The sequence below is a fragment of the Tsukamurella sp. DT100 genome (assembly GCF_049844855.1).
In the GTDB taxonomy this organism is placed as follows: domain Bacteria; phylum Actinomycetota; class Actinomycetes; order Mycobacteriales; family Mycobacteriaceae; genus Tsukamurella.
Genome location: NZ_JBNCLV010000004.1, coordinates 66,612 through 78,986, shown reverse-complemented (window position 1 = coordinate 78,986; position 12,375 = coordinate 66,612). Strand labels below are relative to the sequence as shown.

At 71.8% G+C, this 12,375-nt stretch carries 11 protein-coding genes; 7 read left to right on the top strand and 4 right to left on the bottom strand.

The window, feature by feature from the left end:
• Nucleotides 1-56: 56 nt before the first annotated feature.
• Nucleotides 57-1,259 carry an MFS transporter gene (locus ACLQ3K_RS10475; protein ID WP_425999108.1) on the top strand — a complete coding sequence of 401 codons (1,203 nt, stop codon included), beginning with the start codon at nt 57-59 and terminating at the stop codon, nt 1,257-1,259.
• A 172-nt stretch (nt 1,260-1,431) separates the two neighbouring features.
• On the opposite strand, the gene ACLQ3K_RS10470 is transcribed toward ACLQ3K_RS10475, so the two are convergent.
• A complete protein-coding gene (locus tag ACLQ3K_RS10470; RefSeq protein ID WP_425999106.1) occupies nt 1,432-3,033 on the bottom strand; it encodes a dolichyl-phosphate-mannose--protein mannosyltransferase in 1,602 nt (533 codons plus the stop codon).
• Nucleotides 3,034-3,048: 15 nt separating this feature from the next.
• Between ACLQ3K_RS10470 and rsmI the strand changes: the two genes are divergently transcribed.
• The gene (rsmI, locus tag ACLQ3K_RS10465) at nt 3,049-3,909 is read left to right on the top strand and encodes a 16S rRNA (cytidine(1402)-2'-O)-methyltransferase (protein ID WP_425999104.1); all 861 of its coding nucleotides are present in this window, start codon (nt 3,049-3,051) and stop codon (nt 3,907-3,909) included.
• A gap of 15 nt (nt 3,910-3,924) precedes the next feature.
• Here the strand turns inward: rsmI and ACLQ3K_RS10460 are convergent, their stop codons facing one another.
• On the bottom strand, nt 3,925-4,422 hold the full coding sequence (locus ACLQ3K_RS10460) for a hypothetical protein (protein ID WP_425999102.1): 498 nt from the start codon (nt 4,420-4,422) through the stop codon (nt 3,925-3,927).
• 35 nt (nt 4,423-4,457) lie between these two features.
• Nucleotides 4,458-5,576 (bottom strand): aminodeoxychorismate synthase component I, encoded by a 1,119-nt coding sequence (locus tag ACLQ3K_RS10455; RefSeq protein WP_425999100.1) that lies wholly within the window; start codon nt 5,574-5,576, stop codon nt 4,458-4,460.
• A 157-nt stretch (nt 5,577-5,733) separates the two neighbouring features.
• Between ACLQ3K_RS10455 and ACLQ3K_RS10450 the strand changes: the two genes are divergently transcribed.
• Both ACLQ3K_RS10450 and metG read left to right on the top strand, forming a co-directional pair.
• Nucleotides 5,734-6,006 (top strand): hypothetical protein, encoded by a 273-nt coding sequence (locus ACLQ3K_RS10450; protein ID WP_224646970.1) that lies wholly within the window; start codon nt 5,734-5,736, stop codon nt 6,004-6,006.
• 90 nt (nt 6,007-6,096) lie between these two features.
• A complete protein-coding gene (gene metG, locus ACLQ3K_RS10445) occupies nt 6,097-7,647 on the top strand; it encodes a methionine--tRNA ligase (protein WP_425999098.1) in 1,551 nt (516 codons plus the stop codon).
• Nucleotides 7,648-7,694: 47 nt separating this feature from the next.
• Here metG and ACLQ3K_RS10440 read toward each other — a convergent pair whose 3' ends face one another.
• Nucleotides 7,695-8,882 (bottom strand): DUF7373 family lipoprotein, encoded by a 1,188-nt coding sequence (locus ACLQ3K_RS10440; protein WP_224646966.1) that lies wholly within the window; start codon nt 8,880-8,882, stop codon nt 7,695-7,697.
• A 120-nt stretch (nt 8,883-9,002) separates the two neighbouring features.
• Between ACLQ3K_RS10440 and ACLQ3K_RS10435 the strand changes: the two genes are divergently transcribed.
• From ACLQ3K_RS10435 to rsmA, 3 genes are all read left to right on the top strand, one after another.
• The gene (locus ACLQ3K_RS10435) at nt 9,003-9,851 is read left to right on the top strand and encodes a TatD family hydrolase (RefSeq protein WP_425999096.1); all 849 of its coding nucleotides are present in this window, start codon (nt 9,003-9,005) and stop codon (nt 9,849-9,851) included.
• A gap of 106 nt (nt 9,852-9,957) precedes the next feature.
• The gene (locus ACLQ3K_RS10430) at nt 9,958-11,463 is read left to right on the top strand and encodes a transglycosylase family protein (RefSeq protein ID WP_425999094.1); all 1,506 of its coding nucleotides are present in this window, start codon (nt 9,958-9,960) and stop codon (nt 11,461-11,463) included.
• Between the two features lie 15 nt (nt 11,464-11,478).
• On the top strand, nt 11,479-12,372 hold the full coding sequence (gene rsmA / locus ACLQ3K_RS10425; protein WP_425999092.1) for a 16S rRNA (adenine(1518)-N(6)/adenine(1519)-N(6))-dimethyltransferase RsmA: 894 nt from the start codon (nt 11,479-11,481) through the stop codon (nt 12,370-12,372).
• The last annotated feature ends 3 nt before the right edge of the window (nt 12,373-12,375 follow it).

The following is a 12,375-nucleotide window of genomic DNA, read 5'->3' as shown; positions in this document are numbered from 1 at the left end:
GCCCCCTTAACGCCCCCGATGCGGGTCTTGACGCGTTCTTAGCGGATGATGTTTCGGTGAACTCAGCAGCTTCCGCGCCCGCGCCGCAGCGGGTACCGCCGGAGGTCTGGGTCCTCGTCGCGGCGAGCTTCGTGATCGCCCTCGGGTACGGCGTCGTCGCGCCCGCGCTGCCCGCCTTCGCCCGCACCTTCGACGTGGGCATCGGCGCCGCTTCCGCGGTCGTCAGCGCCTTCGCGATCATGCGGCTCGCCTTCGCGCCCGCCACCGGCCCGTTGGTGAAGGCCTTCGGCGAACGCTGGATCTACATGACGGGGCTCCTGATCGTCGCCGCCTCGACGCTCGCCGTCGCCTTCGCTCAGAGCTACTGGCAGCTCATGCTCTTCCGCGGGCTGGGCGGCGTCGGATCGGTGATGTTCACCGTCTCGGCGATGGGCCTGATGATCCGGATCGCGCCCGCCGAGATCCGCGGCAGGGTCAGCGGCGTGTACTCGTCGAGCTTCGTGCTCGGCGGCATCTGCGGCCCGCTCCTGGGCGGCGCGCTCGTCGGCTTCGGCCTGCGGGTGCCGTTCGTCGTCTACGCCATCGCGCTCGTCGTCGCCACGCTCGTCGTGGGGATCGCGCTGCGCGGCAGCACCCTCGCGGGCCGGGAGGAGGCCTCCTCCGAACCGGGCACGACGATGCGCGAGGCCCTCGCGGACTCCGCCTACCGGGCCGCGCTGTTCACGTCGGTGGTGTTCGGCTGGGTGTACTCGATGCGGGTCTCGCTGCTGCCGCTGTTCTTCGCCGCGGTGCTCGATCAGCCCGCCGCGATCGCCGGCTACGCGCTGGCCGCCTACGCCGCGGGCGACGTGCTCGCCATGTTCCCCGCGGGCCGCGCCTCCGACCGGTACGGCCGCCGCCCCTTCATCGTGGTCGGCATGCTCGTCATCGCCGCGGGCACGCTGGCGCTGGGCTTCACCGATTCGGTGCTGGTCGCCTTCCTCGTCACGGTCGTCGCCGGGATCGGGACGGGCCTCGTCGCCCCGACCATGCAGGCCTCCCTCGCCGACGTCCTGCAGGGCAAGGGCCGCAGCGGCGGCGCCCTCTCGGCGTATCAGATGGCGCAGGACGCGGGCACCATCTCCGGCCCGCTGCTCGCCGGCGCCATCGCCCAGTACCTCGGCTTCACCTGGGCCTTCGCCATCACCGCCGCGCTGTGCGTGGTCGCCGCGTTCGTGTGGATGCTGGCGCGGGAGACCCGCGTCGCCGCGACGGTCTGAGCGCGGCGCCCGCCCGTGTGCGCCTACGGACGCACCCCCGTCGTGGTCGACGACGTGCACCGCATCGACGACTCTCGGATTCTGTCCGCTTCGGACACCGTGTCCGAACCGGACAGAATTCGAGAGTCCCGTCGCAGCGTGAACGGGGGACCTCCGCCCCGCCCTCCGGGCCCTACTGCCAGCTGGGCAGCCAGAGCTCCAGACGCCACCACCACATCGGGATCGGCGTGGCGGTGAGGATCGGCCACAGCCAGGCGAAGTTGAGCACCACGATCGTCGCGTAGAGCACCACCAGCCAGCGGCCCAGTTGCAGCCGCTCGAAGCCGAAGTACCGGGCGCGGCCGTCGAGGCCCAGCACCTCGCGGCAGATCAGCGCGATCATGATGCACAGGAAGGGCATCAGGGTGAGCGCGTAGAAGTAGTACATCTGCCGGTCCAGGTTGAGGAACCACGGCAGATAGGTCGCGAAGTACATGGTCACGGGCGCGGCGTAGGCCCAGTCCCGCTTGACGAACATCTTCCACAGCGCCCACAGCACCACCGGTACGGCGATCCACGTGAGCGCCGGCGTGCCGACCGCCATCACCGCGCGCACGCACGGCCCGTCGCCGCACATGCCCCCGGACTGGTCCGCGGTGTAGTGGTAGAGCATCGGCCGCAGGCCCATCGGCCAGGTCCACGGCTTCGACTCCCACGGGTGGTGGTTGCCTGCGGAGTTCGTCAGGCTGTCGTGGAAGTCGAGGATCGTGGTCTCGTAGAAGAACAGGGAGCGCAGCGCCGCGGGGACCCAGCCGAACGGGCCGCCCTCGCCGACCTGGTTGCCCACCGCGTACCGGTACACCGACGTCTCCGAGGCGAACCACGGCCAGAAACTGCCCAGGTACACCAGCACCGGGACCACCCCGAGCGACATGCCCGACGGGATCAGGTCGCGCAGCAGCACCCCGCGCCACGGACGCAGCACGCCGTACTGGCGTCGGTTCGCCACGTCGAACGCCAGGGACAGCACCAGGACGCCGATGAGGAAGTAGATGCCCGACCACTTCACACCGCACGCCAGGCCCACCATGATCGCGGCGGAGAACCGCCACCAGCGGAAGCCCAGCCGCGGACCGTACAGCGAATCGGTGATCCGCCCCTCGAGCGCCGCGCGGTGCAGCCGCTCCCGCATCTGATCGCGGTCCACGAGGATCATCGAGAACGCGGCGAAGCCGAAGAAGACGAGGAAGATGTCGAGCAGCGCGACGCGCGAGGAGACCATCGTCAGGCCGTCGCAGATGAGGAACAGGCCGGCCAGGCCGCCGATCAGCGTGGACCGCGCCAGCCGCCGCGCCGCGCGGATCACCAACAGGACGAGCAGCGTGCCGCACACCGCCGACATGAACCGCCAGCCCAGCGGGCCGTAGCCGAACAGCCACTCGCCGATCGCGATCATCCACTTGCCCACGGGCGGGTGCACGACCAGCCCGAAGCCGGGGTTGTCCTCGATCCACTGCCCGCCCGAGAGCACCTGCCAGCCCTGCGGGGCGTAGTGCTTCTCGTCGAAGACGGGCGTCTGTACGGGCGTGCTGCCGATGAAGCCCGTGTTGCTCGGATAGCCCAGGTTGAAGAACCGCGTCGCCGCCGCGACGGCGGTCAGCACCAGCGTCACGGTCCAGCCGAAGGCGCGGTCCGTCGCGCCGAACACCGCGGGCGGGAGCCTCGGGCCGGGGCTCACCATCTCGCGGTCCTCGCTACGCCCCTCGGGCATCGCCACAGCTGTCACGCGAACCATCGTAGGGTGTGACCCGTGGGAACAGAGGACGCGCGCGGGGCACTGATCGTCGCCGGAGTGCCGATGGGCAACCCGGGTGACGCCACCGCGCGGCTGATCGCGGCGCTCGGATCCGCCGACGTGATCGCCGCCGAGGACACGCGCCGGGCCCGGTCGCTGGCGGCGTCGCTGGAGGTGGAGATCGCCGGGCGCGTGCTCAGCTTCTACGACCACAACGAGGCCGGCCGCATCCCGCAACTGCTCGCCGCGCTCGACGCCGGCGAGACCGTCCTGCTCATCACCGACGCCGGCATGCCGTCGGTCTCCGACCCCGGATATCGCCTGGTCGCGGCCGTCGTCGAGGCGGGGCACCGGGTCACGTGCCTGCCCGGGCCGTCGGCCGTGACCACGGCGCTGGCCCTGTCGGGGCTGCCCGTCGAGCGGTTCCTGTTCGACGGTTTCGCCCCGCGCAAGTCCGGTGCCCGCCGGTCATGGCTCACCGAGCTGGTGACGGAACGTCGCGCGGCGGTGTTCTTCGAGTCGCCGCACCGCCTCGCCGACACCCTCGCCGACGCCGCCGAGGTGCTCGGAACCGAGCGGCGCGCCGCGGTGTGTCGCGAGCTCACCAAGACCTACGAGGAGGTCCGCCGGGGCACGCTGGGCGAGCTCGCGGCGTGGGCCGCCGACGGGGTGCGCGGCGAGATCACCGTCGTGGTCTCCGGTGCCGATCCGATCTCCGCCGACCCCGAGGACCACGTCGCCGCCGTGCTGCGCCGCGTCGACGCGGGGGAGCGGCTCAAGGATGCCTGCGCGGCCGTCGCCGCGGAGACCGGTGCCTCCAAGCGCGAGCTCTACGAGACGGCGCTCGCGCGGCGGCGCGAGGAGACCGACGACTGACCGGGTCGCGGAGAATCAGGCGGCGGCCGCAGCCCGCTGAACCCCCGCTCCGGGCGTCGATGCCCGCCGGGTGAGGATCAGCCGGAGCGCCCCGACCACGACGATGCCGCCCACTGCGAGATCGAGGTAGTGGCAGGCCATCGCGCCGAGGTACGTCGGGCCGCCCCACGCGTTCACCGTGAAGTTCGGGTCCAGCCCGGCCAGCACCTGCACGCCCGCCCGGAAGGCGGCGAAGACCAGCAGGAGCAGCAGTGGCGCGGCGAGCGTCAGCCGCACCGGGGTGAGGGCGGGCGTGCGGGGCGGCCACCGTCGGGCCCGGATCCCGAGCACGAGCAGTGCCCCGATCACGGCCACCACCGCGTGCTGCGGCCAGGCGGCGGTCCACGGGACGAAGCCGGCGACGACGGGATCGCGCTGGGTGTAGAGGTGGCCGCCGAACGCGAGCCCGGCGGCGAAGGCCGCCGCCAGGACCAGGAGGAAGCGACGGAACGCGGGGGCGTGGAGGTCGATCATGCGGCCAGTGTCGCGGGCCGCGACGCGGGGCGTCGTCACCCGTGCGGGGGAGATCCGCGATGGCCGACGATCGACGCCGCCTTGTCGAGGCACTCGCGCCACTCCGCGTCGGGCTCGGAGTCGATGGTGATGCCGCCGCCCACGCCGAGCCGCAGCGCACCGTCGCGCGCCTCGACGGTGCGGATCGCGACGTTGAGGTCCAACCCGGTCAGCGGATGGTCGATGCCGATCGCGCCGCAGTAGCTGCCGCGGGTGTGCCGCTCCCATGCGGTGATCCGCTCGCGGGCGGAGAGCTTCGGGGTGCCCGTGACCGACGCCGGCGGGAAGGTCGCGTCGAGCAGCTGCGCGCGGGTGGTGCCGGGCCGCTGCCGCGCGGTCACCGTCGAGACCAGGTGCCAGACGCCGGGGGCGGGCTCGACGCGCAGCAGCTCCGGCGTGCGGACGGTCCCGGTCGCGGCGACGCGGCTGAGGTCGTTGCGCACCAGGTCCACGATCATCACGTTCTCCGCGACGTCCTTGACGCTGGCGCGCAGGTCCTCCGCCGGCCTGGTCAGCGGCAGCGTGCCCTTGATGGGCCGCTCCGTGAGCAGGCCGTCGCGCTCGGTGAGGAAGGTCTCGGGGGAGAACGAGGCGACCGCGCCCCAGTCGCCCTCGAGGTAGGCGGCCTTGGCGGGGCGGGTGGCGGCGGCGATGTCGGCGAACAGGTCCAGCGGGTCGCCGGTGAGGTCGCCGCCGAAGCGGGTGCACACGTTCACCTGGTAGACGTCGCCCGCGCGGATCGCCTCCTGGCACGCGAGCACGGCTGCGCGATGATCGCCCCGGTCGGGCGGGGTCCACGCGGCCGCCCACGGGCGCGGGGCGGGCGCGGCGTCGGGGATCGGGAACGCGGGATCGGTGCAGGCCCAACGGCCGTCGGCGTCGAGCAGGAGCAGCGGGCCCGGATCGCCGCCGATGACCGCCGGGACGAGGCGGGGCTCGCCGGTCGTGTCCGGGTAGCCGACGATCCCGAGCCACGGCGCACCGTCGGGCGCGATGCCCGGATCGAGCTGCGGCGCGGGCGCGATCACGGCGCGGAAGCCGCCCCACGCGCCGAACAGCGCGGCGGGCCGGTGGCCGCGCTCGCGGAGCGCCCGCAGCATGTCGACCGGTTGCACCGCGCCATCCTGTCACGGCGCCGCCGCGCGATCTCGGGGAGGAATGGGGGTTTCACCGGATGTGCGCGGAGGGCGCGGGCCGGAAGAGTGGGTCTCGGCCGGCGGATCTCTCCCACCCACCCGATCCGCCCGCCACCCCAACTCACGAGGAGGAGCGATGAACCCGGTGATCGACGGCGGTACGGCCCTCGGCGAGCGACTGGCCTGGGTGCACGTCGCCCACGGCGAGCGCAGCCAGGTCCGGTTCTACGCGGAGGGCGAGTACGCGGGTACCGCCGCCGCGGTTCCGACCGTCGACACCGAGGTCATCGGCGTGGACTACGACGTGGTCTACGTCCGCTACGGCCGGGACATCGCCCGCTTCCGGCTGGACGAGTCCGGCGCCGTCGTCGCGCTGGATGCGGTTCCCGCCTCCGCCCTCGCCGGCTGACGTCCGTCCCGGACGGCGCCGGGCCCCGTCGATCCACTTCGCGATTCCGCCCGGAACACGCTTGCAGTGCACCGATAAGCTGGGCGCACCATGGCTGCAGACAAGGCTTTCTACATCACCACGGCGATCGCCTACCCGAACGGCGTGCCCCACATCGGGCACGCCTACGAGTACATCGCCACCGACGTGATCGCGCGCTTCCAGCGACTCGACGGCCACGAGGTCTTCTTCCTCACCGGCACGGACGAGCACGGCATCAAGATGCAGCAGACCGCCGCGAAGGAGGGCATCGAGGTCAAGGCCCTCGCCGATCGCAACGCCGCGGCCTTCGAGGCGCTGCAGCGCGCAGTCGGCTCGACCTTCGACCGGTTCATCCGCACCACCGACGCCGACCATTACGAGGCGTCGAAGGCCATCTGGCAGAAGATGGTCGACGCCGGCGACATCTACCTGGGCAAGTACTCGGGCTGGTACTCCGTGCGCGACGAGGCCTACTACGCCGAGGACGAGACCACCGTCACCGAGGACGGCACCCGCGTCTCCACCGACACCGGCACCGAGGTCGAGTGGACCGAGGAGGCGTCGTACTTCTTCAAGCTGTCCGCGTACCAGGACCGGCTGCTCGCCCTGCTCGACCGCGAGGGCGGCTACCTCGAGCCCGCGACGCGGCGCAACGAGATCGTCAGCTTCATCAAGGGCGGACTCCGGGACCTCTCGATCAGCCGCGACACCTTCGACTGGGGCGTGCCCGTCCCCGGCGACCCGGATCACGTGATGTACGTCTGGGTGGACGCGCTGACCAACTACCTCACCGGCGCCGGCTACCCCGACACCGAGTCGGCGCAGTTCCAGACGTTCTGGCCGCCCAAGCTGCAGATCATCGGCAAGGACATCATCCGGTTCCACGCCGTGTACTGGCCTGCGTTCCTCATGAGCGCCGGGATCGAGCTGCCCGAGCGGGTCTTCGCCCACGGCTTCCTGTTCAACAAGGGCGAGAAGATGAGCAAGTCGGTCGGCAACGTCGTCGACCCGCACGCCCTCATCGCCGAGTACGGCCTCGACGCGCTGCGCTTCTTCCTGCTCCGCGAGGTCTCCTTCGGCCAGGACGGCAGCTACAGCCACGAGGCGATCGTCGGCCGGATCAACGCCGACCTCGCCAACGAGCTGGGCAACCTGGCGCAGCGCTCGCTGTCGATGATCAACAAGAACTGCGCGGGCACGGTCCCCACGCCGGGCCCGTTCACGCCCGCCGACGAGGCGCTCCTCGCCCGGGCCGACGGCCTGCTGTCGACGGTCCGCCGGCACGTCGGCGACCAGGCGCTGCACCTGTACCTCGAGGCGATCTGGGAGGTCCTCGCCGAGACCAACCGGTACTTCTCGGCGCAGGAGCCGTGGAAGCTCAAGGCGAGCGACCCCGAGCGCATGGGCACGGTGCTCTACACGACCGCCGAGGTCGTCCGCCAGGTCGCGCTGCTGCTGCAGCCGGTGATGCCGGAGTCGGCGGAGGAACTGCTGACCCTGCTCGAGCAGCCGAAGGACCGGCGCACGTTCGAGGCCGTCGGCACCCGACTGGCCGCGGGCACCGCGCTCCCCAAGCCGCAGGGCGTCTTCCCCCGGTACGTCGAGCCCGAGGCCGAGTAGCCGCGGTACCTCGGCCGGACGCGGTCTCCCGCGCCCGGCCGGCGGGCCTACGGCGTGGTCGCGAGGATGGAGAACTGGGCGGCCGCCTTCTGCCGCGCGAGCGCCGCGTTGCTGTCCTGGACCGATCCGACGTAGCGCCCGACGGGCACCCAGCAGTACGTGAGGCTGCCGCCCGTCATGCACTTCACCGACGGGAGCTGGGGGATGCCCGGCACGGCGGGGTTCTTGGCGGCGGCGGTCTGCACCATCGTGGTCGCGGCCGCGGCATCGCGCGTGCGATAGACGACGCTGCCGGCGCCCGTGTTGCCGATCAGGTCGATGCCGGCGGCGAGATAGGTCTCGGTCCTGGTGATGTCCTGGATTCGGTGCAGCTGCCCGTTCCACGTGTACCAGTTCTCGAAGAGGGTCGGATCCTGTGCGTCGGGCGCGGGGAGCGTCCTGGACAGGATGCCGTCCTTGTCGAGGTCGAGCTTGCGGATCTGGTCGACGGCGGTCGGCGTGAACGCCTTGAGCTTCGGCAGCTCCAGACCGTAGGCCTTGGTCACGAACTGCGCGCCCTGATCCGTGGTCGGCCCGGTGCCGCTGACGTTCACGACGAAGGGCCCCTGCACGACGTAGGCGTCGACGGTGCCGGGCTTGAACTCGGACGCGAGCACGTCGGGCGCACCGTCGACGGTGACGCGGACCTTCGGGGCGGACGCGGTGGCGGTGCGGATGGCGTCGAGGGCAGCTTTCGCGGCGTCGGGGGTCTCGAAGCGGTAGAGGCCGATCCGCACCGCGACGGTCGGCTTGTCGAGCGCGTCGCCCCGCGTGGTCGTCATGCCCACCCGCATCTTGTTGGCCTGGAAGGCCCGGGCGGTGGCGTCGGGCACGCGGCTGCGGAGGCCGTCGCCGACGAGCACGGGGTACGAGCGCAGGCCCGCGCCGCCGATGATGAGCCGCGGGTCGACCTCGTTGGCCTGGATGAGCGCCTCGTCGCCCATCCGATTGCCCTCGGCCACCCACGACCGGTTCTCCGAGGCGGTGATCGTGCGGGCCTTCGTCGGGTACGCGCCGTAGTCCAGGCCGGCGGGGACCGGCACCGTCGTCCCGGCGGGCGCGCTGGGCGCCGCCGACGACGAGACGGCCGGCGATCCCGACGACGGGGCCGCGACGGGCTCCCCGCCGGTCGTGTTGCAGGCGGCGAGCAACGCGGCACCGCCGATGACAGCGGCGGACAGGACGGACTTCTTCATTCGTTCTCCTCGGTCGGACACCGCACGGAGCACACCAGGCACGGCTTCGCGGCTGCTTAACGTCGGATTAAACATGGTCCGAGGACGGGGCCCCGGAGCGGTACCGGGACAATGGAGCGCATGGGGAAGAAGAAGCCGCCGCCTCCGCTGCCCGCGCCGCTGCCCGGCCTCGTCGACGCGCACACGCACCTCGACGGATGCCGCGCCCGCACGCCCGAGGCCGTGCGGGAGCTGGTCGACCGGTCGGCGTCCGTCGGCGTCGACCGCGTGGTCACCGTCGCCTGTGATCTCGACCAGGCGCGGTACGTCATCGAGGCGAGCCGCTGGGACGAGCGGGTCTTCGCCGCCGTGGCCCTGCACCCGACCGACGCGCACCAGCTCGAGGTCGACGGTGCGCCGGCGGAGCTCGAGCGCCTGGCCTCCGACCCGCGGTGCGTGGCGATCGGCGAGACGGGGCTCGACTGGTACTGGCTCGGCAAGCGGGAGGACGTCGCGACGCCGGCGCAGCAGCACGCGGCCTTCGAGTGGCACATCGACCTGGCGAAGCGACTGGGCAAGCCGCTGATGATCCACAACCGTGAGGCGGACGCCGACATCCTCACGGACCTCGAGCGCTTCGGCGCCCCGGAGACGGTGATCTTCCACTGCTTCTCCGGCGACGCGGCGATGGCGCGCGAGTGCGTGGACCGCGGCTACGTCCTGAGCTTCTCGGGCACCGTGACGTTCACGAACGCGACGGAGCTGCAGGAGGCCGCGCGCCTCGTTCCGGACGATCAACTGCTCGTCGAGACCGACGCGCCGTATCTCACACCCCACCCGTACCGGGGTACGCCCAACGAGTCGTACTGCATCCCCTATACCGCGCGCTACCTCGCTGACCTGCGCGGAGTCTCGCCGGAGGAGATCGCGGCGGCCACCACCACGACGGCGGAGCGTGTGTTCGGGGCCACATTCGCGGGCGCGAAATGAACAGAAGCTGGCACGCCTCCCACTTCTCCGTTACCGTACTGTGATGTAACGGCGACCGAAACGTCGCCGAGCGCCACACCTGCAGTCCACCCATGGGAAGTCACCAGTGCCTGAGCTCGACGCAGACGACAACACCACCACGGTGGATCAGCCCACCTCGCACCCGCGCCGCGGCGCCTTCGGTTCCACCCGGGAGCGCACCGCCGAGTTCGACGTGACCCAGGTCTTCGCCCGGTTCACCGACATCGAGGGCCGGCCCCTCGATCCCGAGGCGGACCGCGAGATCATCGACCTCGAGGCCGAGGTCTACGGCGACGACGCCGTCGCGGAGGCCGAGAGCCTGGCCCTCGAGGCCGAGGAGAAGTACAACGCGGAGCACCCGCAGGCCGAGGCGCTCCCCGAGCCCGCCGTCCTCGACACCGAGGCCGACGACGCCCTCGAGCCCGCCGCGGAGACCGCGTCCGACGACGACAAGCCCGGAATCCTCGACGGCCTGTCGGCGAAGCTCGAGAACACCCCGGTCCGCGCCGTCACCGGCGCCATGCTGGTCGCCCTGATGGCCTCCGGCGGCACCGCCGCCGCGCTGTACCAGGACTTCACGGTCACCGTCGACGGGCAGACCCACGAGGTCTCCACGATGAGCCGCTCGGTGAAGTCGATCCTCGGCTCCGCCGGCATCGACGCCGACGCCTCGGACCGCGTGAGCCCCGGCCTCGGCGAGTCGGTCAAGCCCGGTCAGCAGATCACCGTGCAGCACGACCGCGACATCGCGGTCAACGTCAACGGCAAGGTCCGCACTGTCAAGACCACCGACCTGACGCTCGGCGCCGCCCTCGCCTCGGCCGGCCTCGGCGACGCGAAGAACTTCGTCTCCCTCCCGCTCGACGCGCAGGTGCCGCTCGACGGTGCCGCCGTCTCGGTGGTCACGCCCGTCACCGCCACCGTGCTCGACGCGGGCGGCAAGGTCGTCGCCAACGCCGCCGGGCGCACCGTCGGCGAGTACCTGGCCAAGATGGGTGTCCCGCTGATCCAGCAGGACGCCGTCAAGCCGAGCGCCAACACCCCCGTCACCCCCGGCATGACCATCTCGGTCAACCGGAACCGGACGGCCACCGTGACGGTCACCGAGCCGTACACGGCGCCGCCGAAGAAGGTCGACGACCCGAAGCTGACCAATGGCAAGACGCAGGTCACGAACCCGGGCAAGCCGGGCAAGCAGGAGGTCCAGTACCGCGAGCACGTGGTGGACGGCAAGGTCGTCTCCCGCGAGCGGATCGGCTCCAAGGTCCTCGACGCGGGCATCGCCGGCGTCACCGCCGTCGGCACCGCCCCGGGCGCGCCCTACGTGGCACCGGGCTCCGTGTGGGACCGCCTGGTGCAGTGCGAGGCCACCGGCAACTGGGCCATCAACACCGGCAACGGCTTCTACGGCGGCGTCCAGTTCACGCAGCAGACGTGGATGGCCTTCGGCGGCGGCAAGTACGCGCCCCGCGCCGATCTCGCGACCCGCGAGGAGCAGATCGACATCGCCCGCAAGACCCTCCGCGGCCAGGGCTGGGGCGCATGGCCCTCGTGCTCGTCGAAGCTGGGCCTGTCCGGCAACTCGGAGTAAGTAGACTCAGCCGTTGTGACCGGCGCCGAGTTCAAGAATCAAGCACGACTGCTCGGCCCCGCGGAGATCCGCGCGCTGGCCGGGCAGTTGTCCGTTCGTCCCACGAAGACGTTGGGGCAGAACTTCGTGCACGACCCGAACACGGTCCGCAAGATCGTCGCCGCCGCCGACGTGCGCCCCGACGACGTCGCGCTCGAGGTGGGGCCCGGCCTCGGCTCCCTCACCCTCGCGCTGCTCGACGCCGCCGCCTCCGTCACCGCCATTGAGATCGATCCCGTTCTCGCGGAACAGCTCCCGAAGACGGTGGCCGAACGTGCGCCGGAACTCGCGGGGAACCTCACGGTGATCGGCGAGGACGCGCTCAAGGTCTCCGGTGCGCAGGTGTCCGTCGCGGGATCGCCGACGGTGCTCGTCGCGAACCTCCCGTACAACGTCTCGGTGCCGGTGCTGCTGCACCTGCTGGCCGAGGTCCCCACGCTGCGGACCGTGCTGGTCATGGTGCAGCTGGAGGTCGCCGACCGGCTCGCCGCGCCCCCGGGTTCGCGCGTCTACGGCGTCCCGTCGGTGAAGGCGGCGTACTACGGGCGCGTGCGCAAGGCCGGCACCGTCGGGCGGGCGGTGTTCTGGCCCGAGCCCAACGTGGAGTCCGGCCTGGTCCGGATCGACCTGCACGGCCCCGGCGGCCGGCCCGACGTGGACCGGGTCCGCCTGTGGGCGGCCGTCGACGCGGCCTTCGCGCAGCGCCGCAAGACCCTGCGCGCCGCCCTCGCGACCTGGGCGGGATCGCCCGCCGCGGCGGAGGAGCTGCTGGTCGCGGCGGGTATCGACCCGCGCGAACGCGGCGAGAAGCTGTCGGTCGAGCAGTTCGCCGCCCTCGCCGCCGCTCGGCCCGCCGACGCCGCCCCGTAGTCT